21 protein-coding genes and 1 pseudogene are annotated in these 23,963 nt (G+C 56.6%); 4 read left to right on the top strand and 18 right to left on the bottom strand.

The genetic code is table 11. The annotated features are described in order from the left end of the window. Positions 1 to 101 precede the first annotated feature (101 nt). Both nifA and nifL read right to left on the bottom strand, forming a co-directional pair. Positions 102 to 1,676: a nif-specific transcriptional activator NifA gene (nifA, locus tag ACT9TW_RS18850; protein ID WP_182061396.1), complete on the bottom strand. Its 1,575-nt coding sequence runs from the start codon at positions 1,674 to 1,676 to the stop codon at positions 102 to 104. Then, the gene (gene nifL, locus ACT9TW_RS18845) at positions 1,673 to 3,160 is read right to left on the bottom strand and encodes a nitrogen fixation negative regulator NifL (RefSeq protein ID WP_446493359.1); all 1,488 of its coding nucleotides are present in this window, start codon (positions 3,158 to 3,160) and stop codon (positions 1,673 to 1,675) included. Before nifL ends, nifA begins: the two co-directional genes overlap by 4 nt. 356 nt (positions 3,161 to 3,516) lie before the next feature. On the opposite strand from nifL, the gene ACT9TW_RS18840 reads away from it, so the two are divergent. Beyond that, positions 3,517 to 4,047: a flavodoxin gene (locus ACT9TW_RS18840; protein WP_182061394.1), complete on the top strand. Its 531-nt coding sequence runs from the start codon at positions 3,517 to 3,519 to the stop codon at positions 4,045 to 4,047. 87 nt (positions 4,048 to 4,134) lie between these two features. Here the strand turns inward: ACT9TW_RS18840 and nifM are convergent, their stop codons facing one another. The 14 genes from nifM to nifH all read right to left on the bottom strand — a co-directional run bounded on the left by nifM (position 4,135) and on the right by nifH (position 17,326). Next, positions 4,135 to 4,929, bottom strand: a complete 795-nt coding sequence (gene nifM / locus ACT9TW_RS18835) for a nitrogen fixation protein NifM (protein ID WP_446493358.1) — start codon at positions 4,927 to 4,929, stop codon at positions 4,135 to 4,137. Further along, on the bottom strand, positions 4,926 to 5,369 hold the full coding sequence (locus tag ACT9TW_RS18830) for a nitrogen fixation protein NifZ (protein ID WP_182061392.1): 444 nt from the start codon (positions 5,367 to 5,369) through the stop codon (positions 4,926 to 4,928). The genes nifM and ACT9TW_RS18830 overlap by 4 nt, the downstream gene beginning before the upstream one ends. Continuing rightward, on the bottom strand, positions 5,366 to 5,623 hold the full coding sequence (locus ACT9TW_RS18825; RefSeq protein ID WP_074779443.1) for a nitrogenase-stabilizing/protective protein NifW: 258 nt from the start codon (positions 5,621 to 5,623) through the stop codon (positions 5,366 to 5,368). The genes ACT9TW_RS18830 and ACT9TW_RS18825 overlap by 4 nt, the downstream gene beginning before the upstream one ends. Positions 5,624 to 5,625: 2 nt before the next feature. Then, complete coding sequence (gene nifV, locus ACT9TW_RS18820) at positions 5,626 to 6,765, bottom strand: homocitrate synthase (RefSeq protein WP_446493357.1); 1,140 nt, start codon at positions 6,763 to 6,765, stop codon at positions 5,626 to 5,628. A gap of 10 nt (positions 6,766 to 6,775) precedes the next feature. Further along, positions 6,776 to 7,978: a cysteine desulfurase NifS gene (nifS, locus tag ACT9TW_RS18815; RefSeq protein WP_446493356.1), complete on the bottom strand. Its 1,203-nt coding sequence runs from the start codon at positions 7,976 to 7,978 to the stop codon at positions 6,776 to 6,778. Positions 7,979 to 7,993: 15 nt separating this feature from the next. Beyond that, on the bottom strand, positions 7,994 to 8,833 hold the full coding sequence (gene nifU / locus ACT9TW_RS18810; protein WP_315685956.1) for a Fe-S cluster assembly protein NifU: 840 nt from the start codon (positions 8,831 to 8,833) through the stop codon (positions 7,994 to 7,996). Between the two features lie 207 nt (positions 8,834 to 9,040). Then, positions 9,041 to 9,505: a NifB/NifX family molybdenum-iron cluster-binding protein gene (locus tag ACT9TW_RS18805; RefSeq protein ID WP_446493355.1), complete on the bottom strand. Its 465-nt coding sequence runs from the start codon at positions 9,503 to 9,505 to the stop codon at positions 9,041 to 9,043. Further along, positions 9,492 to 10,877, bottom strand: a complete 1,386-nt coding sequence (nifN, locus tag ACT9TW_RS18800) for a nitrogenase iron-molybdenum cofactor biosynthesis protein NifN (protein ID WP_446493354.1) — start codon at positions 10,875 to 10,877, stop codon at positions 9,492 to 9,494. The genes ACT9TW_RS18805 and nifN overlap by 14 nt, the downstream gene beginning before the upstream one ends. Before the next feature lie 10 nt (positions 10,878 to 10,887). Continuing rightward, positions 10,888 to 12,261, bottom strand: a complete 1,374-nt coding sequence (gene nifE, locus ACT9TW_RS18795; protein WP_446493353.1) for a nitrogenase iron-molybdenum cofactor biosynthesis protein NifE — start codon at positions 12,259 to 12,261, stop codon at positions 10,888 to 10,890. 156 nt (positions 12,262 to 12,417) lie between these two features. Continuing rightward, complete coding sequence (locus tag ACT9TW_RS18790) at positions 12,418 to 13,080, bottom strand: NifB/NifX family molybdenum-iron cluster-binding protein (RefSeq protein WP_446493352.1); 663 nt, start codon at positions 13,078 to 13,080, stop codon at positions 12,418 to 12,420. An 11-nt stretch (positions 13,081 to 13,091) separates the two neighbouring features. After that, a complete protein-coding gene (gene nifT / locus ACT9TW_RS18785) occupies positions 13,092 to 13,310 on the bottom strand; it encodes a putative nitrogen fixation protein NifT (protein WP_182061384.1) in 219 nt (72 codons plus the stop codon). A gap of 40 nt (positions 13,311 to 13,350) precedes the next feature. Continuing rightward, complete coding sequence (nifK, locus tag ACT9TW_RS18780; RefSeq protein WP_446493351.1) at positions 13,351 to 14,913, bottom strand: nitrogenase molybdenum-iron protein subunit beta; 1,563 nt, start codon at positions 14,911 to 14,913, stop codon at positions 13,351 to 13,353. Between the two features lie 55 nt (positions 14,914 to 14,968). Beyond that, positions 14,969 to 16,417 carry a nitrogenase molybdenum-iron protein alpha chain gene (gene nifD / locus ACT9TW_RS18775; protein ID WP_182061382.1) on the bottom strand — a complete coding sequence of 483 codons (1,449 nt, stop codon included), beginning with the start codon at positions 16,415 to 16,417 and terminating at the stop codon, positions 14,969 to 14,971. A gap of 27 nt (positions 16,418 to 16,444) precedes the next feature. After that, on the bottom strand, positions 16,445 to 17,326 hold the full coding sequence (gene nifH / locus ACT9TW_RS18770) for a nitrogenase iron protein (RefSeq protein WP_182061381.1): 882 nt from the start codon (positions 17,324 to 17,326) through the stop codon (positions 16,445 to 16,447). 386 nt (positions 17,327 to 17,712) lie between these two features. On the opposite strand from nifH, the gene nifJ reads away from it, so the two are divergent. Then, a complete protein-coding gene (gene nifJ, locus ACT9TW_RS18765) occupies positions 17,713 to 21,225 on the top strand; it encodes a pyruvate:ferredoxin (flavodoxin) oxidoreductase (protein ID WP_446493350.1) in 3,513 nt (1,170 codons plus the stop codon). 103 nt (positions 21,226 to 21,328) lie between these two features. Next, a pseudogene (locus tag ACT9TW_RS18760) lies at positions 21,329 to 21,448 on the top strand (IS3 family transposase); the annotation flags it as partial. 145 nt (positions 21,449 to 21,593) lie between these two features. Here the strand turns inward: ACT9TW_RS18760 and ychF are convergent. Beyond that, positions 21,594 to 22,688, bottom strand: a complete 1,095-nt coding sequence (ychF, locus tag ACT9TW_RS18755; RefSeq protein ID WP_182061379.1) for a redox-regulated ATPase YchF — start codon at positions 22,686 to 22,688, stop codon at positions 21,594 to 21,596. A 126-nt stretch (positions 22,689 to 22,814) separates the two neighbouring features. Then, positions 22,815 to 23,399: an aminoacyl-tRNA hydrolase gene (gene pth, locus ACT9TW_RS18750; RefSeq protein ID WP_182061378.1), complete on the bottom strand. Its 585-nt coding sequence runs from the start codon at positions 23,397 to 23,399 to the stop codon at positions 22,815 to 22,817. A 273-nt stretch (positions 23,400 to 23,672) separates the two neighbouring features. Here pth and ychH point away from each other — a divergent pair, with 273 nt between their 5' ends. Then, positions 23,673 to 23,948, top strand: coding sequence for a stress-induced protein YchH (gene ychH, locus ACT9TW_RS18745; protein ID WP_182061377.1), 276 nt, complete (start codon positions 23,673 to 23,675; stop codon positions 23,946 to 23,948). Positions 23,949 to 23,963: the final 15 nt, after the last annotated feature.

The raw sequence follows: 23,963 nt of genomic DNA, 5'->3' as shown, positions 1-23,963 counted from the left end.
AACTTACTGAAAATTAATGTTTTAAATTCAGCGCGTCATCGTCTGTTTGTCGAGTTTGTGGCGTTTGGCTGACAATGTGCCGAATGTCACAAAAAACAACGCTACATTCGCGGCATGGTGATGTCCATCGTCTGAATACGGTAAGCCACCTGGCGCGGGGTCATTCCCAGCAGGCGTGCGGCTTTTGCCTGTACCCAACCGGCTTTCTCCAGCGCGGCGATCAATCTTTGTCGCTCGTCGAGATTCTGATCAAGCCAGCTCTCTTCACGCGGTGCGCTGGGTTGTGGCGGTTTTGGCAGAGTTTCACGGTGATGAAACAAAATCACGTCGCGATCGATCAGCCCGCTTTCCGACATCACCGCCGAACGTTCAAGGCAGTTTTCCAGTTCACGCACGTTTCCGGGCCAGCTATAGCTCATCAGTAAACGGATCGCGCCATCGCTGATGCGAAGTGTGCGGTTCTGGTTTTGCGCGATTTTGCGCACCAGAAAGTGCGCCAGCTCGGCAATGTCCTCCTGGCGCTCGCGGAGCGGGGGCAGGGAGATGGGCATCACATTGAGGCGGTAGTAGAGATCTTCGCGAAAATTCCCCTGCCGCACTTCCTCTTCCAGATTGCGGTTGGTGGCGGCAATGATCCGTACATTCACCCGCAGCGTTTCGTCACCGCCGACGCGTTCCATTTCGCCTTCCTGCAAAATACGCAGCAATTTCGCCTGAAACGAGGCGCTACTTTCGCCGATCTCATCAAGAAATAACGTTCCTCCATCCGCCAGTTCGAAGCGGCCTTTGCGCTGGCGTACCGCGCCGGTAAACGCACCTTTTTCATGGCCGAAGAGTTCACTCTCCAGCAGCGTGTCGGGTAGCGCCGCGCAGTTGAATTTGACGAACGGTGCAGCAGCGCGCGGTGAATTGTGGTGGATAGCATTGGCTATCAGCTCTTTACCGGTCCCGCTTTCGCCACGCACCAGCACGGTGGTGTCCCAGCGCGATACCTGGCGAATAATTTCCAGCGTCTGGCGCATGGCCGCGCTTTTACCGACCATGTTTTCAAAACCAAACGATCGCGACGGTGCGCACCCACGCTGACTGGCGATCTGCGCGGCGGCCGCTCGGGGTGAGGGCGCGACGCTGGGCGGCGTCATCAGGCGGACGGTTTGCACCACCAGATTGGCGACAGTTTCCAGAAAGCGAGTGCAGGCGGGCAGCCGCTCCTCGTAGCGGGCCATCGGCTGGGCTGCCAGCACGCCGATAGGCTGCGAGTTTGGTCCTATCAGCGGCACGGCGATAAACGGCAGGCTGTAATCATACAATCCAAGGCGATCGAGAAAACGCTGGTCGTCGGAAACGCAGGGCAGCACCAGAGATTGCCCCTGCGACAGCACCGTGCCTACCAGCCCTTCACCCGGGCGGTAACGAATCTGCGAACTGCCTGGAATGAGCTGCTGATCGGCCTCCTGCAGGGCTTCAATGTTAAGGATCGCTTGTTGGCTGTCGTACAGACAGATCATCCCGTGCTGCATAAAGGCATTGTTGTGCAGCACGCACAGCACTTCCTGTAGCGTTTGCCCGACCTCTGTCGCCCGGCTTAGCACCTCGCTGATACGCTGCATGGCGGTAAACTGCTGGGAGAGGTCAAAGCGCCAGACGGTTGTACCCGACTCCGTTCGCTGAGTCATAGTGAGCCTCCGGTCAGAGAGTGAAATAACGGGAAACGCAGGGTCAGGCAGGTGCCCCCCTGAGGGCGGGAGGTCAATTCAATTGCGCCGCGATGGTGGGCGACCAGCGTCTGGATCAGCCGCAGCTCCATGCCTTTACCGGGGGCATTGAGCGCATCGGGGGAATGGGTGTAGCGCACCTGAGTCAGCGGTACATTGTCGTTTAAATAGAACGACAGCCAGCCGCTCTCTTCGCGGGCGTAAAGTTGAGTCTGTACCGTGAAATCACGTAGCTCAGCGGCAATATCCAGCGTTCTGTCGAGCCACAGGCTCAGGCAGGCAAGCAGTTGTGTTCGCTGACCAAAGCCCACCAGATAGGGCGATTCCAGCTCAATTTGCAGGTTTTCGCCCTGGTTATATCGGAGGTGATACAGAGCGAGCAGATCGTCAAGGAACGGCTGGAGCGGCCAGACTGCCGGGCTTTCCAGCTCCAGCGACGGACGGCACCGTTGCAGCCGCGCCATCGCTTCTTCGCCTTCACGCCAGGCGGCATCCAGTGCCAGATTGCTGTGATCGTCGCCATTTAAACGACGGGCGGCGGCCAGCATATTAATTGGGCAATTGAGTTGAACCAGCGCGGCGTCCAGCGATTCGCGGATCGCCGCCAGCAATTTACCGCTGGTTATCTGCTGCTTCAGACGGTCGAGACGCCCCTGTTCCTGTTGTTGCTGCTGCTGGGTATTGTCGGTGATCACCAACAGCGTGCGCGGCACGGCGCTATCAATAAAGTAGCGGCCCGCTTCCTCACTGACGCCCGGCAGCGCCCAGCAGGTGATGGACAACCAGCGTACTGTGCCGCGCAGCGCTACCGGTAGTACCAGGCCCTGCGCCAGCTCTGCCTTATGGGCGGAAAAATTGAGTTCGGTCAGCAGCTCTTTACCGCCGCAATCGGCGCAAAAAGTTTTATAGGCGAGGTTATCCATCACCACCTGATCGCGTTCATCCACCACCACAACCGCCGCCGGAATATTATTCAAAACGGCTTCAGTCAGCGTCATATGATTACGCAGCCGTTGTTCCAGCGCGTAGCTGGTACTGATGTCGCGCTGCATGGCCAGGTAATGTTCGAGTTTGCCTAACGTATTAAACAGTGGGGTGATGTCGATCTCCACCAGAAACAGGCTGCCGTCGCGGCGACGATTGATCAGTTGCCCGCGCCACGGACGGTGTTGCAGCAGGGTGTGCCACATATCCTGGTAGATTTCACGCGGCGTCTGTTTACTGGCGAGCAGGCGCGGGTTTTGCTGCAACAACTCTTCAAGCTCATACCCCGACTGGAGGCAAAACGCCGGGTTGGCATACAGAATGTGGGCATCGGCATCAGTCAGGGAAATCGCAACGGGAGCCTGTTCAACCATGGTGAAAAACAACCCGGGATGCTGTTGTGAGAGCGCTCCGGCGATCTCGGCGGGCGCTGCGGCGTCCATCATCATATTCAGGGTCATCACAAACTCCTGTGGTCAAAATGGGAATGTCGCAGTTATGACAATTTGTGCCACCTGTCGACTTTCGTCCGAACATAAACGGACAATCATTAACCATGCAAAGGGTGCGCCTTTGGTCCTTGTTACTCGCTGTAAGATTGATCCAGATCCCTGTTTGCCGCCGATTTTTACCCTTTGCCCTCTGGCTGTGCGTGGCAACGCCCAATAGGGTGGATAAAAAAGCGCCGCTCTGGTGCATAACGGGCCAATACAGTGCAGCGATTGCCCGGCAAAAAAGCTGGCACAGCCTTCGCAATATCTCCGGTGATAGCTGCCTGTTCAGGGCGGATTCACACTTTTTCTCACAGGAGCATGCGATGGCTAACATTGGAATTTTTTTCGGTACCGACACGGGCAAAACCCGCAAGATTGCCAAAATGATCCACCAAAAACTGGGTGCAGCGGCCGATGTGCCGGTGAATATCAACCGTACCGATCTCGACACGTTTCTTTCTTATCCGGTACTGCTGTTAGGGACGCCGACGCTCGGCGACGGGCAACTGCCAGGGCTGGATGCGGGCTGTGAGGACGCGTCATGGAGAGAGTTTGTCGCTCAGCTTGAGATCAACAGCCTGAGCGGTAAAACCGTGGCGCTCTTCGGTCTTGGCGACCAGGTGGGTTACCCGGATAACTTTGTCAGCGGCCTGCGCCCGCTGTATGACGCGCTGAAAAACAGCGGTGCGCAGATTGTTGGCCACTGGCCGAATGAAGGCTATGAATTCAATGCCTCATCGGCGCTGGAAGCGGATAAATTTGTCGGATTAGTGATCGATCAGGACAATCAGTATGACCTGACCGACGAGCGCCTGGATGCCTGGCTGGAAACGCTTAAACCGATATTGTTGTAAGTGATGTTGCCGGGTAACGCGCGTTACCCGGCAACATAACCGGTTCGACAGGAAGGCCTGTTACCGGTATTTGTTCTGAAGGTGAAATTAATCCGCCATCACGCTGCGGGTTAACGCTGCCAGCCACGTGCGCTGGTACTGCTGCTGGTTCTGACGAACCAAATAGTTTCGTGCTTTTTCCAGCGCTTCCTCTTGCGGCATTGGCTCGGCGTCACGGATCGCTTCGCACCATAACAGATGCCAGCCGAGGCGGGTTTCGATAGGGGTGCTAAGGCCATTTTCCGCCAGCGCAAACAGCGCGGTGTCGAGTTCGGGATAGAGCAACCCCTGGCTTATCCAGCCCAAACGTCCGCCTTCAAGCGCGCTGGGGCAGTGGGAGTAGCGCTGCGCCAGCCGGGCAAAGTATTGACGCGAGATGCTAATATCCTGATGAAAATGGCGGATCTGGCGCTGCACTGCGCCATCGTCGTTATCGACCGTCAGCAACAGGTGAGATGTCAGCCGCTGCGGCGGGCGCATAAACTGCGCCTGATGTTGCTGATACCAGGCCAGCACCTGTAAATCGTCCGGCAGAGGGGCGCGCCCGGCAATCTCGGCGAACTGCCACTCCATGCGGGCATGATGCCGGACCACTGTCTGCCGTTCGTCAGCAGAAAAATGCCCGCCATCCAGCCAGCTTGCCAGCGAGGTTGCGACACTCTCCAACACGCTATCCGGCAGGGAGGTGCCAGCGGCTACCTCCACCACAGCCTTTTCCAGCTGGCACTGGCGGGCGAAGGCATCGTCAAACGCGGTTTGTTGATCGGCAGGAATGTGTTCCGGTTCGCACTGCCAGCGTGTTATCGCCAGCCGCCGTCGGGCGAAGCGTTGCCACGGCGTCATGCGTCATCCTCCAGCAGGGTAATGGCGCCAGCGGGGACCAGGAACCAGCGCCCGGAAAACGTGACGGTGTAACTCTCCCCATCCTCGCCCTGGTCTGTTCCTTCAATACGGCCATGCTCTCCGGCGGCGATCACCACTTCGCCATTTACCGACAGCGCGTGGCGGCAGGCAACCCGATCGCCATACTGAAACTGCCCGGCGTGCCACGGCACGGAAAGCGGCAGTAGCTCCTGCTCGCGGCAGCCAACCACCAAATCATCATCGAGAAAATGCACCTGATAGATAATCTGATCCATCAAAAATGTGCCCCATTCGCGGACAAAACCGGTACTGCCGCGACGAACCAGCAGGTCGCCGCGCGCGAAGCCGCGCATGGTGCCGTCATTGCGAATGGCGCGGGTAACGCGCACTTCTTCGCCAAAATCGAATTTTTGTCTCATGAGGTATGCTCCGGAAGGTAGTGCTGATAGCTTTCCGTCAGCAACCGGCGCGCCAGTAGCCACGGGGCGCGGGGCGCCTCTTCAAGCAAATTGCGCAGCGGTACGTTTTGCCGCAGCCGCTGGTGAAACTCCCGCAGCACCGGCAGACAGCAGTGGCGTAGCACCAGCGGGTCATATGGCACGCTAAAGAATTCAAAAAAAGACTCGGCGGTATCGAGCTCATCCACGCCGGGAATTTGATAAAACCACTCCATCGTCAGCCCCTCGCAAAGTGTGCGGATTCCCCGCACAGCGCATCGTAAAATGCCACCAGCTCATCCTCTTTCGGCGTACGTTTCCAGCGCTCGGCAAAGCGGCGGATCTCCGGCAGCAGCAGATCGATTTGTAGGGTATCGAGGTGATACCCCATGCGGGCGAAGACGCCATCCACCGCCTGGCGACCAGAGTGTTTACCCAGCACCAGCCGATACTCGCGCCCCATCAGTGCCGGATCAATCGCCTGATAGCTTTCGCGATCGCGCAGTAGCGCGGCGACATGAACGCCGGATTCATGGGTGAAAACCTGTGAACCTACCAGCGGTTGCTGCGGGTCAATCGCCCGCTGTGTCGCGTCGGCCACGGTCTGGCACAGGGACGGCAGGCGCGTAAAATCAACACCACAATCCTGTTGCAGACAGCGGCTCAGGCTCAGAGCAACGGTTTCCAGCGCGGCATTACCTGCGCGTTCGCCCAGCCCGAGCACGGTCGTGTTGACGCTGGTGGCTCCGGCGCGCACCGCCGCCAGCGTATTGGCGGTCGCCAGCCCCAGATCGTTGTGCGCATGCATTTCGATTTCGCCCGGCCAGTATTCACCAAGCGCCTGAATGCGGGTGGTGGTGGTAAAGGGATCGAGCAGGCCGAGAGTGTCGGCGAAACGCAGTCGTTTCGCGCCCGCCTCGCGGGCGATATCGGCAATCTGGTTCAGCGTCTGATCGCTGGCGCGTGAGGCATCCTCACAGCCGATACAGACCTGCATTCCCAGCGTCCGCGCTTGTGCAATCAGCGTACCCAGTTTATCGAGCAACTTCGGCAGCGGTTCGCGAAGCTTGTACTGACGCAGCTTATCCGAAGCGGGCAGGGAGATATCCACCCAGTCCATACCGAGATCCGCGCTCTGGCGGATCTCGTCGTGGTTCATCCGACACCAGGACATCAGCGTTGCGGCGGGCACATGCCGGCGCACCTGCAAAATGCGCTGGCGCTCCTCGTCGCCCATCGCTGGCGTGCCAACTTCGAGCGCGGTAATGCCCGCAGCAAACAGCGCCTCGGCGATGGCGATTTTCTCGCTGGCGAGAAACGCGACGCCCGGACTCTGTTCGCCGTCACGCAGGGTGGTGTCGTTGATAAGCACATTCATACTCGCCGCCTTAGCCGTATAACGGCGCAAATGCTGATTCAGCCGCCCCGGGTTTTCCCTCCTGCCAGTAGGGCGAGAGCATCCGCAGCCGGGCAATAATCGTTGGCAGGGTGTCGATCACGTAGTCGATCTCCTTCTCACGCGTGTAGCGCGAGAGCGAGAAACGAATACTGCCGTGCGCGGCGGTGTAAGGAATGTTCATCGCCCGCATGACATGCGAAGGCTCCAGCGAACCGGAGGTACAGGCGCTGCCGCTCGATGCCGCAATTCCCACCTGGTTTAGCAGTAATAAAATGGCTTCCCCTTCGATAAACTCAAACGCCAGATTGGTGGTGCCTGGAACGCGCGGCTGGTTGCCGCCCATTACCATCACGGAAGGCACCTGCGCAATAAGTCCTTCCTGCAGTCGATCGCGCAGGTGTGCCAGCGAGGAGGCACCTGGCAGATGGATCTGCGCAAGTTCGCAGGCTGCGCCCATGCCGACAATCCCGGCAATGTTTTCCGTCCCTGCGCGGCGTCCGCGCTCCTGATGGCCGCCGCGCAGCAGCGGACGAAAACGCGTTCCGCGCCGCAGATAGAGGCAGCCGACACCCTTCGGCCCGTGCAGTTTGTGCGCCGAGCAGGAGAGCATATCGATCTGCGTGCGACCAATATCCAGCGGAATTTTGCCGACCGCCTGTACCGCATCGCAGTGGAACAGCGCGCCGTATTCATGGGCCATGGCCGCCATTTCAATCACCGGAAACAGCACGCCGGTTTCGTTGTTTGCCCACATCACGCTCACCACCGCCACTCGCGTGCTGAGCGCCTGGCGGTACTGCTCCATATCCAGCGCACCGTCGCTATTCACACCAATGCGGTGGATAAGGTAACCCTGACGCTCCAGATGTTCGCAAACGGCGAGCGTGGCCGGGTGCTCCACTGCAGTGGTGATAATTTCCCGGCGCTCCGGCATCAGTTCAATACAGGCGTGCAGCGCGGTTGACGTGGCTTCGGTTGCGCAGGAGGTGAAAATAATCTCGCTGGCATGATCGGCCCCAAGCAGGGCGGCAACCTGTTGGTGCGCGCGCTCAAGGGCCTCACGGGAAGGCGTGCCGAAATCATGAATCGAAGAAGGGTTGCCATAATGCTCGGTCAGAAAGGGCATCATCGCTTCCAGCACCATTGGATCGATTCGCGTGGTGGCGTTGTTATCCAGATATACCTGTTTCATGCTCTTTCCCCTCTGTTAATACACTGCGGCTTCACCAGCCACGACTTCCATATAACAGCCGGTGCGTTCCATCAGTTTTTGCTGTAACCAGGCGAGCGTCATGTCGGTCATCATGCAGCCGCTACAACTGCCGGAGAGGCTGACCGTGACTTTATGATTTGCCACGCTGAGCAGCGTCATATCGCCGCCATCGGCCTGAATATGCGGGCGCAGTTCAGTGATGGCATCAACCACTTCCTGCCAGTGCGGATCTTTGGTTGTCGTAACCGGCGCGGCGACCTGTGGGTGCTGCGCGAGAATATCCGCCAGCGCCAGTTCGATTTTTTCATGACACGAAGTACAGCCGCCGCCTGCTTTGGTGTAGTTGATCACCTCTTCCAGCGTGGTCAGCCCGTTACTCAGCACCGCGCGGCGAATCTGTCCTTCATCCACGCCAAAGCACTTACAAATCAGCGCGCCTTCTTCGTGGTCATCTTCCAGCGTTTCGCCGCGGTAGTTGGCGATGGCAGCGCGTAACGCTTCCTGGCCCATGACCGAACAGTGCATTTTTTGCGGCGGTAAACCGTCAAGATAATCGGCAATTTGTTGGTTGGTGACCTGTTCGGCCTGCGCCAGTGTGCGGCCGATAATCAGTTCCGTTAAGGCGGAAGAAGAGGCAATTGCGCTGCCGCAGCCAAAGGTCTGAAACCCGGCCTCAAGAATGGTTTCATCTTGCGGATCCACTCGCAGCATCAGCCGTAACGCATCGCCACAGCTTAACGATCCCACATCACCCACGGCGTTAGCGTTTTCCACCACCCGGGCGTTACGGGGATTAAAAAAATGATCTTTCACTTTCTCGGAGTAATTCCACATGCTTTTGGCTCCCAGTATGTATGACGGAACGCGCCGGAGCGCATTACACCGCGTCAATCAACAGCGGGTAATATCGTAGAAGCAAAAGCAGTACCAGAAGATGAAATCGTTATATTTCAATAAGATGATTTTGAAGCCTGACATAAAACTGCGAACTATGTCGCAGTTTTATGTTGGCTTTGTCACAGAGCTGACACAGAAAAGGCATCAGCGCTCATCCTCTTCCTGCCACTCATCTTCCAGCAGTAGCCCGGCAAAGCGATCGGTATTGCGGCTGCGCGCACTTCTTCGCTGCTCTTTGTCGTACCAGTAGTGTTGGATTTCCTGCAACAGCCCGACAATCGTTGTATCTGCCGGAACGCGCACCGCGCGCACGCCGACCTGTAAAAGCTGGCGAAAAACCGCCTCGCCGATCGCCACGCAGTAGAGCGTCACACAATCCTCCAGCGCGCTAATCCGGCTGGTCAGTTTCTCCTGCTGATGGCCGGGCAGTACCGAGAAATCCACCACCCGCAGCAGGGTGACGTCATCCTCTTTGACGCCGTACACCACCAGCCGCGGCGTGGCGCCGAAATGCTGATCGACATGGTGGTAATCGGAACTGGCAAAGGCCACTCTCATCGACCATTCACTGTCGCAAATAGTGCTGAATTGTCGGCTAACATGTTGCATAGTCACCTCCCGAAGATGCAGGTTCGTAAAAACGCTGGCGCAGCGGCGAGTGATAAGCGGCAAGATGATGGTGGCGATCGCGCAGTGCATTCGCCAGCTCAAACAAGGTGTCGCGCATCCCGGCGTAACCCTGACGCACGCGGCGAAATTCGCCCAGACGGTCGAACAGGGGGAAACCGGCGCGCACCAGCGGAATGTTGAACTGCCTGGCCAAATCCGCAGCGTGAGAATTGGACACCAGCAGTGATGCAGGCGTTTTGCACAACAGATCCTGCATATCCTCCAGATCGCCGATGATGACGTTTTCGACCGGCAGATCCTGCAACCCTTTCTGGCTCACTGGCGCCACCACCGGGCCGGGAACCATGCCCATATCACGGGCGAAATCGCACCAGGCGGCGAGCAGATCGCCCTCGGCGGCCAGCGCGACAGGCGCGCCCTGTAACCACATATGGCAATCGATCATCGCATCCTGCAATTGCCCGCGCTGGCGCTCGATCCACGCCGGAACATCACGCCCGGAGAGGCGCTTCAGTTGATGAATAAACGTATCGCACTGGCTCATGGTCATCAGGTGCGGCAGCGTGATGACCTCTGCGTGGCTGCGCTGCGTCAGCAACTGCGCGGCGCGGGAGAGGGAAACGCCAATGGCGAACGTGCCGAGGCTCTGTCCCATCTGTTCAATCAGCCGCAGATTACTGCCGCCCTGGGTAATAGGCGAGAAATCCCCGCTGGCGAGATGGCCGTCCAGCGACTGGGAGAGATCCGGCACAATCACCGGTTGCAGGCCAAATGCCTCGACATAACTGCGCAGCAGCTCGACGTCGCCCGGCGTCAGCAAGTGGCTGAGCAGCAGATTCACGCGGCGATTGCGCACGCCCGGCTGCGGTTTTTCCGGCACCCACTGTTCAACCATGCTCTCCAGTACCGCGCTGTAGCCGTTTTCCAGGCTGCCATAAAAATCCGGTGTGTTAACGGTCAGCAGCGCCACCCCTTTATGGCGCGGAAATTCATCGCGGAACTGGCGCACCACACGCGAAATATCGCTGCCCTGCGCCTCAGAAAGACCGGTGCTCAGCAGAACAATCGCTTTCGGGTTGTTACGTGAGCACAGCACATTCAGTGCGGTAAAGATGTTCCCATCGGCACCCATAATGGTGGATGTCGGGTCCATTGCCGTCGATTGCAGCGGGATCGGATCGTGAAAATGCTGAATAAAAAAGACCTTTGCGAAGGCGCTGCACCCCTGAGCACCATGAACCAGCGGAATGCTCTGTTCAAAGCCCATGCTCGCCAGAATCGCGCCCAGCGGCTGGCCGCTTTTTACCGGACTGACGGCCAGCGGCTTTTTACTACGGATAATTTCTGCCATTGTGGGCTCCTTATTGCCATGGTGCTCGGGAATGGGTTTGTGGCCAGACCGGGCTTTCCATGGTCAGGCAGAGTTGTTCAGCCAGCGTGACAATGCCGCGGTAGCCGGCAAAGGCGTGCTCGCGCTCCTGATTGATATCGAGGAACGGCAGCCGCGCTTTGTAGGCGGTATACATATTGCGTCCCCCGGCGATCATTATGTCCGCCTGGTAGCGGTAAACCACGTCCAGAAGCGAACGGGCGTTGCCTTCATCAAGCATCAGCGCATCGGTGCCCATCAGTTCGCGGATGCGCTGTTTATCCTCTTCAGTGGATTTGCGTGTGCCGGTCGCCACCACTTCCATGCCCAGATCCTGAAGAGCCGAGACCACCGACCAGGATTTCACGCCGCCGGTATAGAGCAGCGCTTTGCGCCCGCGCAGGCGCTCGCGCAGCGGGGCCAGAGCCTGCTCTGTTCGCTGTTCTTCGCGGGCAATGAGTTGTTCAGTGCGCTGCACCAGATCGCGGTCTGCGGTCAGTGCCGCCAGTTGACGCAGAGCGTCGGAAGTGGCGCGAACACCATAAAAACTGCCTTCAAACCACGGCGTGCCGTAGCGCTGCTCCAGCGAGCGGGCGACATTGATCAGCGCCCTGGAGCAGACCAGCATATTGACCTGTGCCCGGTGCAACGTCTGGATCTCACTGAAACGCCCGTCGCCGGAAAGGCTACCGAGCACGCGAATACCCAGCTCATCGAGCAGCGGCTGAATGTGCCAGAACTCCCCGGCAATATTGAATTCGCCAATCAGCCCGATATCGTGGCGGTGCGCCGGGGCAAAAGGGGTATCTTCCGGCCACGGTGCGGGTTCACGCCCGCCAATTACCTTTTTCACCATCACTTCACCGGCCAGCCGGTTGCCGAGATTTTTGCTGCCGTAAAAGCCGGCGACATCAACGGCAATCACCGGTACGCCGGTAGCGGTTTCTGCCGCCTGGCAGACGGCTTCGATATCGTCGCCCTCCATTGCGGGTACGCAGGTGTTATAGATAAAGACGGCGGCCGGGTGGTAGCGGTTGACGATGTGGCGCACGGCATGGAACAGGCGGCGCTCGCCACGCCCCATGATCACATCCTGTTCGCTCAGATCGGTGGTAAAACCCAGCCGGTTGATCGTCGGGCCGGAGCTGAAGCTGCCACGGTTATCCCATGAACTACCGGTACAACCAATGGGGCCGTGCACCAGGTGGGCAACATCGGAGAGTGGCAGCAGGGTGATCTGCGCACCGTCAAAGGCGCAGCCACCCGCCGTCGCGCCGGGTTTCGGCGCGCTGCAGCCGGATTTCTGTTTGTGGTTGTGCTCGCAGGCAGGTTCATCGAGCAAAGCCAGGATCTCGTTCCCCTTCATCTTCACCTCATCATCTGGTTGGGTTGTTGCAGAAGGTGCAATTCGCGAGCCAGTAATGAGTGATTGATTTTTAAGAGAAAAAAAGTGTCGTTTTTGCAACAAAGCAGACAATTGGCGCAATGTTCACGCAAAAAAAATCCCCCGAAGGGGATTGATTCAGAACACCCGTTCTTCCAGCGGGTTGGCGCGCTCAAGGCGTTTTGCCAGCCACGGCGGCAGTTGCCCATTGAGTAGCGTTTTGATGGCGTCGCACTGCGAGGTAATGGTCTGCCCGGGGGTGACTTTCATCGGATGGATATTGTGGCGGATCAGGCGGGCAGCGGCGGGGCCGCCAATCGCTTCGCAAAACAGCAGATGGCAATCGCCAAGCAATTGCGCGCGGCTCTCGTTGGGCTCTTTGTCCTGCGGGCTGGCGGCGTAACGACGTAAGTCATACAGCCAGCCGTCCTGGTCATCAAAGGCATAAATAAAAAACAGCCGCCCCTGGCCGAAATGACCGTTGATTGCCAGTCCATCCTGCGAGCAGAAGGCGACAATCAACTGCGGGCGACGCGCCGCGTAGTCGATAACGCGCAAGTGGGCAGGCAGATCGCCTTTCAGGCACGCGTTTACCCGTGCCCAGCGCCCGGCGGACATTAATGCTTCCTCATGAGGAAAACGCTGCTCCAGATGGTGTTGATCCAGCGAGGCCAACAGTTCCGGCGTCAGCGGTTCATCGCAGTCACCGGTCAGCCACGCCATGATTTGCGCGGGTTGCAGTTCCGGCAGCGCCTGGAACAGCGCCAGCATCCGCCAGAAAAGGGTATCGTTTTCGGACATGGCTCGTCTCCTTACACCAGGGCGTCGCGGGTGGCGCGCAGGCTAATGGGAAATGAGGGCCGTCCCGGTTGCACATTGACGTAATAGCGGCGACCGCCCTCAAGAGAAATCGTACCGCCCCAGCGTTCCGGGGTGTCGTGCTCAACGACCAGGATTTTCGCTTCCAGATCCTGTTTAGCGATATAGCAGTAGAGATCCGCGCCGCGCTGGCGAATAATAACGACCGGCATAGTGCCTCCCTGAGCCCCGCACAAGGCGGGGCTGTGATGGTTAACGGATAAGATCGAAGCTGTAGTCGGTTTTGCCGAGCTTGATGGTCTCTCTGTCGACTTTCTCCAGCACCGCATTAACCAGCGTGGTGAGGATACTCATTGCCCCTTCGTAACCCCAGGTGGTCTGGCGGTGCAGATGGTGGCGATCGAACAGCGGGAACCCGAGGCGGATCAGCGGCACTTCAAACTGCTCACCCTTCGCCAGCGTATCGCGCTGGATAAACTTGGCGTAGGAGTTGCCGATCATAAAGTCCGGCTGACGGGTAAACATCAGCGAGCGGAAATGCCACAGATCACAGTTGATAAAGACTTCGCTCTCTTTACCGTACGGCGAGGCTTCAAGCATTTTCTTCATCGCTTTCTGCCAGCGTTTGTTGCCGTTATGGCACAGAATCACCGTCGGTTCGCAGCCCAGTTCCAGCAGGAAGCGGGTCAGCCCCATGACAAAATCCGGGTCGCCGAACAGGCCGAATTTCTTGCCGTGCAGCCAGGTGTGGGAGTCGAGTATCATGTCCACCAGCCGGCCGCGTTCCAGCGCTAAGCTATCCGGAATGGCTTTGCCGGTTAACTGGCTTACTGCCATCAGCAGTTCGTCGGTTCCGGCCAGCCCCATCGGGATTTGCACCTCGGTGGCGGGCTGGTTCCAGCTTTCCTGCACCACTTTTTTAGTTTTCGCCAGCTGCCAGGGTTGCAGTAGCAGGGTGTCGATAGCGTCAGGCGCTTCGCGTATCTCCTGCTGGGTCGTACCGCCGGCATACATCTGGTAATGCCCGTCAGCCGGGGTATCCAGTACTTCGGAGGGATCGGAAAGCAGACTGCACGGCACTTCCATTTGCTCCATCATGCGTTTCAGCACGCGGAAATTGCCGAGATAGGTTTCAAATCCGCTAACCAGATTGATACGCGGTAGCTTGCCCGGCTGCCCGCTGTAATCGGCGGTAAAGGTACGGGCGAAGCCCTCAAACATATTGTCCCAGCCGGTGATATGGCTGCCGATAAAGCTCGGCGTATGCGCATAAGGCACCGGGATCGCCGCGTCAATAAAGCCGTCTTTTTTGGCGTTAGCAATAAACGCCTGCAGGTCGTCGCCGATGACCTCCGCCATACAGGTGGTGGAGACGGCAATGATTTCCGGCTTGTAGAGGGCGCTGGCGTTCTGCAACCCGGTGTTCAGGTTATTGTTGCCGCCGAATACTGCTGCATCTTCCGTCATCGAGTCGGAAACACAGGCAATCGGCTCTTTAAAGTGACGGTTAAAATAGGTGCGGAAATAGGCCACGCACCCCTGGGAGCCGTGAACATACGGCAGGGTATTGGCAAAGCCCAGCGCGCAAAGTACCGCGCCCAGAGGCTGGCAGGCTTTTGCCGGATCGATAGTCAGCGCTTCGCGTTGAAAGTTAAGCGCTTCATACTCTGCCGTGGTGGTCCATTGAAAGACCTCCTGCACGCGCGCCGGATCGTGGGCCTCTTCCAGTTGCCGTTTATCTTTAAACAGCATCTGGTACGCATCCTGTTCAAACAGCGGATGACAGTTTTGAATTTTCTCAACACTTTGGCTCATGGTGTTCTCCTCCCGCGCCACAAATCGGTGAACAGACGGGATAGCAGGATTAAAATTAGGCGGATTTCAGCCACGGCGCAGTCAACTGGCCCCACGCGGGGTTGTTGAGCGTCATATCCATATCACGGGCGAAGATGGCAAAGCCGTCATAACCGTGATAGGGGCCGGAGTAATCCCAGGAGTGCATCTGGCGAAACGGCACGCCCATTTTCTGGAAGATGTACTTCTCTTTAATACCGGAGCCGATCAGATCCGGCTTCAGCGCTTTGACAAAGGCTTCCAGTTCATAACTGCTGGCATCGTCGAACAGCAAGGTGCCTTCTTTCAGATCCGGCAGGGTACGGTCGTAGTCATCGTTATGGGCGAATTCATAACCCGCAGCGATAATTTCCATCCCCAGATCTTCATAAGCGCCAATCACATGGCGAGGACGTAAACCGCCCATATACAGCAGCACTTTGCGGCCTTCCAGACGCGGACGGTATTTGGCGATGATGGCGTCGTTCTGCGCCTGATATTTGGCGATCACCGCTTCAGCGTTGGCGCGAATGGTGTCATCAAACATGTCGGCGATTTTGCGCAACGACTCGGCGACTTTGGTCGGGCCGAAGAAGTTGTACTCCATCCACGGAATACCGTGTTTCTCCTCCATATGGCGGGAGATGTAGTTCATCGAGCGGTAGCAGTGCACAAGGTTGAGTTTGACGAACGGCGTGTTCTCCATCTCAACCAGCGTGCCGTCGCCGGACCACTGCGCCACCACGCGCAGGCCCATCTCTTCGAGCAAAATGCGCGAAGCCCAGGCATCACCGCCGATGTTGTAATCACCGATGATCGCCACGTCATAAGGACCGGCTTCAAACGGCTTGCCTTCACGGTTATCCAGTACCCAGTCGCGGATCACGTCGTTGGCAATGTGGTGACCGAGTGACTGGGAAACGCCGCGAAAGCCTTCGCAGCGCACCGGAATAACCGGTTTATTGATGGCTTTGCGGCTGGCGTTGGCAACGGCTTCAATGTCATCGCCAATCAGGCCGACCGGGCATTCAGACTGAATGGAGATCCCTTTGGTCAGCGGGAACAGCGTCTCCATCTCTTCAATCAGTTTGGCCAGCTTTTTATCGCCGCCAAACACGATATCGCGCTCCTGAAAATCGGAGGTGAAGTTGAGCGTACCGAAGCTATCAACACCGCTGACGCCGGTGTAGTAGTTACGCCGACCGGCGCGGGAGTACTGACCGCAGCCGATCGGGCCGTGGGAAATATGGGCCATATCTTTGATCGGCCCGAATACCACCCCTTTAGAACCGGCGTAAGAGCAACCGCGCACGGTCATCACGCCGGGCTGCGACTTACGGTTGGAGATGATGCATTTCCCGACGCTTTCCAACTCCGGGTCGCTCACCATCATGTGCTTTCTGCGTTCTTTGCGCGTTTTTTCCGGAAAGATCTCCAGCACTTCCTGGATGATCTCCAGATTACGTTCGCCTGTTGCATTGCTCATAGTTGTCTTCCTGTTGGCGGGCGTGCATCAAACCGCGCTTTCTTCTGCGGCGGTTTTACCGATAATGCTGGTATCTTCCACATCCATAATGCCGAATTCCATCAACAGCTCTTCCAGTTCGTCCATGGTGATGGGCGTTGGTACCACCATTTTGGTGTTGTTGACGATCTTGTTCGCCAGCGAGCGGTATTCGTTGGCCTGGTTGCAGTTCGGATCGTACTCAATCACCGTCATACGGCGGATTTCTGCGCGCTGTACAATGTTGTCGCGCGGAACGAAGTGGATCATCTGGGTGCCGAGTTTTTCCGCCAGCGCCATGATCAGTTCATCTTCACGGTCTGTCTGACGGGAGTTACAGATCAGCCCGCCAAGGCGTACTTTGCCGGATTTGGCGTATTTCACGATGCCTTTAGAGATGTTGTTGGCGGCGTACATCGCCATCATTTCGCCGGAGCAGACGATGTAGATCTCCTGCGCTTTGTTTTCGCGAATTGGCATGGCGAACCCTCCGCACACCACGTCGCCCAGCACGTCGTAAAAGACGAAATCGAGGTCGGGAACATAGGCGCCTTCTTCTTCAAGGAAGTTGATGGCGGTAATTACCCCGCGACCGGCACAGCCTACGCCTGGTTCCGGGCCGCCGGATTCTGCGCAGCGCACGTCGCCGTAACCGATTTGCAGCACATCTTCCAGTTCCAGATCTTCCACGGAGCCGACTTCAGCCGCCATCTCCATAATGGTGTTCTGCGCTTTCGCATGCAGGATCAAACGGGTGGAGTCTGCTTTCGGGTCGCAGCCGACGATCATTACTTTCTTGCCCATCTCCGCCAGCGCGGCGACCAGGTTTTGCGTGGTGGTGGATTTACCGATACCACCTTTGCCGTAAATGGCGCATTGACGCATGGTCATGGTGTTTCTCCTGTTGGTTGTGTGAGTGGCGATTGCCTCACTCTGTTTTGCAGGGAACATACCAGCCGTGCCATTTCATTTAATTTATTGATTTTAAAGATATTGATTTTTTCTCTGTCGCAAAAGAAGGGACAAAGAGTAAACAATCGCCTTACCAATTGTTCGAAACAGAACAATTCCACACATCGTTTCTGTACATCGGGGGATAACCCACGGCGTGCGACACTTTGTCGGCAGTTCAACAGGATGTCGCGTCTACTGTCTTGTTTCATGCAACCGTTTTGTTGTAGTTGCCTTTAATGCATTGTTTATAAAGGGATAAATGAGCTGGCACAGGCTGTGCAACGACGTCAGGGAGATGACCTCTTACAGTCGAGGAATGAGCAATGTCCGGAAAGATGAAAACAATGGATGGCAACGCGGCAGCGGCATGGATTTCGTATGCCTTTACCGATGTCGCCGCGATTTACCCCATTACCCCCTCAACGCCGATGGCGGAAAACGTCGATCAGTGGGCGGCTGACGGCAAGAAAAACCTGTTTGGCCAGCCGGTGCGTTTAATGGAGATGCAGTCAGAAGCGGGCGCGGCCGGTGCCGTACACGGCGCGTTGCAGGCCGGGGCGCTGACCACCACCTATACCGCTTCGCAGGGGTTGTTGTTAATGATCCCCAATCTGTACAAAATCGCCGGTGAACTGCTGCCCGGTGTGTTTCACGTCAGCGCCCGCGCGCTGGCAACCAACTCGCTGAACATTTTCGGCGATCATCAGGATGTGATGGCGGTTCGCCAGAGCGGCTGCGCGATGCTGGCGGAGAGCAACGTTCAGCAGGTGATGGATCTCTCGGCGGTAGCACACCTCTCCGCCATTAAAGGCCGCGTACCTTTTATTAACTTCTTTGATGGCTTTCGTACTTCTCACGAGATCCAGAAAATTGAAGTACTGGAGTATGACGATCTGGCACCGTTGCTGGATACCGACGCGCTGAACCGCTTTCGCCGTAACGCCCTGAACCCGGATCATCCGGTGATTCGCGGCACCGCGCAAAACCCCGATATCTATTTTCAGGAGCGGGAAGCTGCCAACCGCTACTACGATGCGCTGCCGGAAATCGTCGAAAATTATATGGCGGACATCTATCGCCTGACCGGTCGCGAATACCACCTGTTTGATTACTACGGCGCAGACGATGCTGAACAGATCATTGTGGCGATGGGGTCGGTGTGCGACACCATTTCCGAAGTGGTGGATGCGCTAATCGACAGTGGTGAAAAAGTTGGCCTGGTGACGGTGCATCTGTTCCGGCCTTTTTCGCTGTCGCACTTCTTCGCCAAAATCCCGAAAAGCGTTAAACGTATTGCGGTGCTCGATCGCACCAAAGAGCCGGGCTCGCAGGCAGAACCGCTGTGCCTGGATGTGAAAAATGCGTTTTATCACCAGCATGACGCGCCGCTGATTGTCGGCGGGCGCTATGCGCTGGGCGGTAAAGATGTGCTGCCGGGGCATATTGTCTCGGTGTTTGAGAACCTGAAAAAACCGCTTCCGAAAGATGGTTTTACGGTGGGGATTTTCGACGATGTCACGCACACCTCGCTGCCGGTGCCTTCTCATGAGGTTCACGTTTCCCGCGAGGGGATCACCGCCTGTAAATTCTGGGGGCTGGGTTCCGACGGTACGGTCAGCGCTAACAAGAGCGCCATCAAGATCATCGGTGATAAAACGCCGATGTATGCGCAGGCCTACTTTGCCTACGATTCGAAAAAATCCGGCGGCATTACCGTTTCGCACCTGCGTTTTGGTGAACGGCCGATTACCTCGCCATACCTGATCCACCGCGCGGATTTTATCGCATGCTCGCAGCAATCCTACGTCGACAAGTACGATCTGCTGGAGGGGCTGAACTCTGGTGGCACATTCCTGCTGAACTGCACCTGGTTTGGTGAAGAGCTGGAAGCGCGGCTGCCAAACAGTATGAAGCGTTATATCGCCCGCCAGGGGATCCGTTTTTACACCCTCAATGCGGTGGAAATTGCCCGTAAGCTGGGGCTGGGCGGGCGCTTTAACATGCTGATGCAGTCGGCATTCTTCAAACTGGCGGGGATTATTGAACCCCAAGCGGCGTCCGATTACCTGAAGCAGGCAGTCGAGAAATCCTACGGCAGTAAAGGGCAAAAAGTGGTGGATATGAACAATGCCGCCATTGATTTGGGGATGGAAGCCATCCAGGAAGTGATGGTGCCGGAACGCTGGGCGACGCTGGAAGATGACTCAGTGGAAGATACGCGGATGATGCCGGATTTTATCCACGATATTCTGCAACCGATGAACCGGCAGAACGGCGACAAACTGCCAGTCAGCGCCTTTGTTGGTATGGAGGACGGGACATTCCCGACGGGAACCGCGGCGTGGGAGAAACGCGGCATTGCTTTGCAGGTGCCGGTGTGGAACCCCGAAGGCTGTACCCAGTGCAATCAGTGCGCCTTTATCTGCCCGCATGCTGCCGTTCGTCCGGCACTGCTGAATCAGGAAGAGCGCGATGTGGCGCCGGTAGGGTTGTTGAGTAAAGCGGCGCAGGGGGCGAAGGATTACGACTATCATCTGGCCATTTCGCCGCTCGATTGTTCCGGCTGCGGCAACTGTGTCGATATCTGCCCGGCGAAGGGGAAAGCCCTTACGATGCAGCCGCTGGAGAGTCAGTTAGCGATGCAACCGGTGTGGGACTATGCGCTGGCGCTGTCGCCAAAAAGCAATCCGTTCAACAAAACCACGGTTAAAGGCAGCCAGTTTGAAACCCCACTGCTGGAGTTTTCAGGTGCCTGTGCGGGCTGCGGTGAAACCCCGTATGCGCGGCTGGTGACGCAGTTGTTCGGCGATCGCATGATGATCGCGAATGCCACGGGTTGTTCGTCTATCTGGGGGGCCAGCGCGCCGTCAATTCCGTGGACCACCAACCATAAAGGGCAAGGCCCGGCATGGGCTAACTCGTTGTTTGAAGATAACGCCGAGTTTGGTCTGGGGATGATGCTCGGCGGGCGCGCGGTACGTGAACAGCTCGCCAGTGATGCGATGGATGCACTGGCTGCGCCGCATAGCGAGGCGTTACAGCAGGCGGTGCAGCAATGGCTGGAAAGCAAAGATCGTGGTGAAGGCACGCGCGAGCGCGGCGAGCAACTGAGCGCGTTGCTGGCGCAGGAGAAGGGCGACGATCCGCTGCTGAACCGCATGTACCAGAACCGCGACTATTTCGCTAAACGTTCGCAGTGGATTTTTGGCGGCGACGGTTGGGCGTATGACATCGGTTTTGGCGGCCTCGATCATGTGCTGGCTTCCGGCGAGGATGTGAATATCCTGGTGTTTGATACTGAGGTGTACTCTAACACTGGCGGTCAGTCGTCGAAATCGACGCCGGTTGCGGCGATTGCCAAGTTTGCCGCCGAAGGCAAACGGACGCGCAAGAAGGATCTCGGCATGATGGCGGTGAGCTACGGCAATGTGTATGTCGCGCAGGTGGCGATGGGCGCGGATAAAGCCCAGACGCTGCGGGCGATTGCTGAAGCGGAAGCGTGGCCTGGCCCGTCGCTGGTGATCGCTTATGCGGCCTGTATCAACCACGGCCTGAAAGCCGGGATGGGATGCAGTATGCGCGAGGCAAAACGCGCGGTGGACTCCGGTTACTGGCATCTGTGGCGCTATAACCCACAGTTGATGGCGAAGGGTAAGAATCCGTTTATTCTCGACTCCGACGAACCAGAGGAGAGCTTCCGCGACTTCCTGATGGGCGAAGTGCGCTACGCAGCGCTGGGCCGCACTGCGCCGGAACTGGCGGATCAACTCTTCGAGCAAACCGAGCAGGACGCGAAGCAGCGTTTAGCGCAGTATCAGCGAATGGCGGGGGAGTAAACGGTAATGTTTGGTGGCATGGAAGTTTCTGAGGTGAAGCGGCTCAAGTCGCTTGAAGATGAGAACGCCCGCCTCAAGAAGCTTCTTGCCGAAGCCATGCAGGCGACAGGATTATGACGAGTGTCGCCCACATTCATCGCTGGATTACCAGACTCGAGCTGAATTTGCAGCAGACTGGCAAAATGGGGGATATGAAGAAAAGCCAACCGACATGACTAACTGAAGGTTGTATCTAATTCTGGGGGCAGGTCATTGTTACGAGATGAGTTGAGACAATATGAAATGAAAAATCCACGCAATTGCGTGGATTTTATAGTTTTTCGATGCTCATGAGGTTCAACGAAACCTCATAAGACAACAAATTTTATTTAGACGTTGAACAGGAAGTTCATCACATCGCCATCTTTAACGATGTAGTCTTTACCTTCTGCACGCATCTTGCCGGCTTCTTTCGCACCTTGCTCACCTTTGTAGGTGATGAAGTCTTCAAACGCGATAGTCTGCGCACGGATGAAGCCTTTTTCGAAGTCGGTGTGGATTTTACCTGCAGCCTGTGGCGCAGTGGCGCCCACCGGGATGGTCCATGCGCGTACTTCTTTCACGCCAGCGGTGAAGTAAGTTTGCAGGTTCAGCAGTTCGTAGCCTGCGCGGATCACGCGGTTCAGACCCGGCTCTTCCAGACCCAGCTCAGCCATGAATTCATCACGGTCTGCGTCGTCCAGCTCAGCGATATCAGACTCAACGGCTGCGCAAACAGCAACAACTACAGAACCTTCTGCAGCAGCGATTTCACGCACTTTGTCCAGGTACGGGTTGTTTTCGAAACCGTCTTCGTTGACGTTAGCGATGTACATGGTTGGCTTCAGCGTCAGGAAGCTCAGGTATTTGATGGCTGCCTTGTCTTCTTCAGTCAGGTTTTTCAGCGCACGCAACATGCCGGCGTTTTCCAGCTGTGGCAGACATTTTTCCAGTGCGGTCAGCTCAGCTTTGGCGTCTTTATCGCCGCCCTTGGCTTTCTTCTGCACGCGGTGAATGGCGCGTTCGCAGGTGTCCAGGTCAGACAATGCCAGCTCGGTGTTGATAACCTCGATGTCGTCAGCCGGATCCACTTTATTGTTTACGTGGATGATGTTGTCGTTTTCAAAGCAACGTACAACGTGGCCGATGGCTTCGGTTTCACGGATGTTGGTCAGGAACTGGTTACCCAGGCCCTCACCTTTAGATGCGCCTTTTACCAGGCCCGCGATATCCACGAATTCCATCGTCGTTGGCAGAATGCGCTGCGGTTTAACGATTTCAGCGAGCTGATCCAGACGTGGATCGGGCATCGGTACAACACCGGTGTTTGGCTCGATGGTACAGAACGGGAAGTTTGCTGCTTCGATGCCCGCTTTGGTGAGCGCGTTAAACAGGGTGGATTTGCCAACGTTAGGCAGACCAACGATACCGCATTTGAATCCCATTTCTAAATCACCTTAATATCTTGATAATCAATCCGTTAGCGTTAACCGACTGAAGAAAAGTAAATAACTCTGCCTATTATACACGTAACACGTACGCTGCGCGGCAAAAAAGCCGTAATGTGCGTATTATTGCGCTTTGAAGGCGTGTAAGCGATTTGTGGCTTTGGTTAAACCGTCTTTGAGCCAGATCTCGGTGCAACGGGCCGCTTCGTCTACCGCTTCGTCAATCAGTTTCTGCTCAGAAACCGGAGGTTTACCCAGCACAAAACCGACAACTTTGTTTTTATCGCCCGGATGGCCAATTCCGACGCGCAAACGATGGAAATTCGGGTTATTACCCAGTTTGCTGATAATGTCTTTCAGACCGTTGTGGCCGCCATGACCACCGCCGAGTTTAAACTTTGCCACGCCCGGCGGCAGATCAAGCTCATCGTGGGCGACGAGAATTTCGTCAGGATTGATGCGATAGAACGTCGCCATTGCAGAAACCGCTTTACCACTCAGGTTCATAAAGGTGGTCGGGACCAGCAGCCGCACATCCGCCCCGGCAAGGTTAATACGTGATGTATATCCGTAGAATTTCGGTTCTTCACGCAGGGGAGCACGCAACCGTTCGGCCAGCAAATCAACATACCAGGCACCCGCGTTATGGCGAGTTGCTGCGTACTCTGCGCCTGGGTTGGCAAGACCGACAATCAGTTTAATCGTCACGATGTAATTCCTAAAGGGTTCCAGATCTGGCGCGTAGTTTACTGTCTGGCGAGCCGGTTGACAAAATTCTGCGACAGCAACCACGAAATACGAATAATTGCTTATCTGAACAATTAGAATTTCAAGCTGTTCAAGACGTTATTTGTAAGTTTTTGTCTGGGAGCGATCCGTAAATGTGATCATTCACGCAACTCATAAAATGGGCGTTGTCTATACTTTACACACAAGGATTAGGGGCTTTCCCCTTGCAACCCAAAGTTCCGGAGGTGACATATGAAACGCAAAAACGCTTCGATGCTCGGTAACGTGCTAATGGGGTTGGGACTGTTCGTGATGGTGGCCGGGGTGGGTTATTCTATTTTAAACCAGTTGCCACAGATTGACCTTCCACAATATTTCGCACACGGCGCGGTGCTAAGTATCTTCCTCGGTGCGGTTTTGTGGCTGGCAGGTGCGCGTGTGAGCGGCCATGAACAGGTCAGCGACAGGTACTGGTGGGTGCGCCACTATGATAAACGCTGCCGCCGCGATCAGCATAAACACAGTTAGCAGTTAAACGGTTTT

The sequence above is a fragment of the Enterobacter sp. C4G1 genome (assembly GCF_052886895.1).
This window is presented reverse-complemented; position numbering and strand designations above follow the sequence as displayed.

Excerpts from the sequence above, each read along its gene's own strand:
- nifA (WP_182061396.1), bottom strand. The coding sequence starts at position 1,676 with ATGACTCAGCGAACGGAGTCGGGTACAACCGTCTGGCGCTTTGACCTC.
- nifL (WP_446493359.1), bottom strand. The coding sequence starts at position 3,160 with ATGACCCTGAATATGATGATGGACGCCGCAGCGCCCGCCGAGATCGCC.
- ACT9TW_RS18840 (WP_182061394.1), top strand. The coding sequence starts at position 3,517 with ATGGCTAACATTGGAATTTTTTTCGGTACCGACACGGGCAAAACCCGC.
- nifM (WP_446493358.1), bottom strand. The coding sequence starts at position 4,929 with ATGACGCCGTGGCAACGCTTCGCCCGACGGCGGCTGGCGATAACACGC.
- ACT9TW_RS18830 (WP_182061392.1), bottom strand. The coding sequence starts at position 5,369 with ATGAGACAAAAATTCGATTTTGGCGAAGAAGTGCGCGTTACCCGCGCC.
- ACT9TW_RS18825 (WP_074779443.1), bottom strand. The coding sequence starts at position 5,623 with ATGGAGTGGTTTTATCAAATTCCCGGCGTGGATGAGCTCGATACCGCC.
- nifV (WP_446493357.1), bottom strand. The coding sequence starts at position 6,765 with ATGAATGTGCTTATCAACGACACCACCCTGCGTGACGGCGAACAGAGT.
- nifS (WP_446493356.1), bottom strand. The coding sequence starts at position 7,978 with ATGAAACAGGTATATCTGGATAACAACGCCACCACGCGAATCGATCCA.
- nifU (WP_315685956.1), bottom strand. The coding sequence starts at position 8,833 with ATGTGGAATTACTCCGAGAAAGTGAAAGATCATTTTTTTAATCCCCGT.
- ACT9TW_RS18805 (WP_446493355.1), bottom strand. The coding sequence starts at position 9,505 with ATGCAACATGTTAGCCGACAATTCAGCACTATTTGCGACAGTGAATGG.
- nifN (WP_446493354.1), bottom strand. The coding sequence starts at position 10,877 with ATGGCAGAAATTATCCGTAGTAAAAAGCCGCTGGCCGTCAGTCCGGTA.
- nifE (WP_446493353.1), bottom strand. The coding sequence starts at position 12,261 with ATGAAGGGGAACGAGATCCTGGCTTTGCTCGATGAACCTGCCTGCGAG.
- ACT9TW_RS18790 (WP_446493352.1), bottom strand. The coding sequence starts at position 13,080 with ATGTCCGAAAACGATACCCTTTTCTGGCGGATGCTGGCGCTGTTCCAG.
- nifT (WP_182061384.1), bottom strand. The coding sequence starts at position 13,310 with ATGCCGGTCGTTATTATTCGCCAGCGCGGCGCGGATCTCTACTGCTAT.
- nifK (WP_446493351.1), bottom strand. The coding sequence starts at position 14,913 with ATGAGCCAAAGTGTTGAGAAAATTCAAAACTGTCATCCGCTGTTTGAA.
- nifD (WP_182061382.1), bottom strand. The coding sequence starts at position 16,417 with ATGAGCAATGCAACAGGCGAACGTAATCTGGAGATCATCCAGGAAGTG.
- nifH (WP_182061381.1), bottom strand. The coding sequence starts at position 17,326 with ATGACCATGCGTCAATGCGCCATTTACGGCAAAGGTGGTATCGGTAAA.
- nifJ (WP_446493350.1), top strand. The coding sequence starts at position 17,713 with ATGTCCGGAAAGATGAAAACAATGGATGGCAACGCGGCAGCGGCATGG.
- ychF (WP_182061379.1), bottom strand. The coding sequence starts at position 22,688 with ATGGGATTCAAATGCGGTATCGTTGGTCTGCCTAACGTTGGCAAATCC.
- ychH (WP_182061377.1), top strand. The coding sequence starts at position 23,673 with ATGAAACGCAAAAACGCTTCGATGCTCGGTAACGTGCTAATGGGGTTG.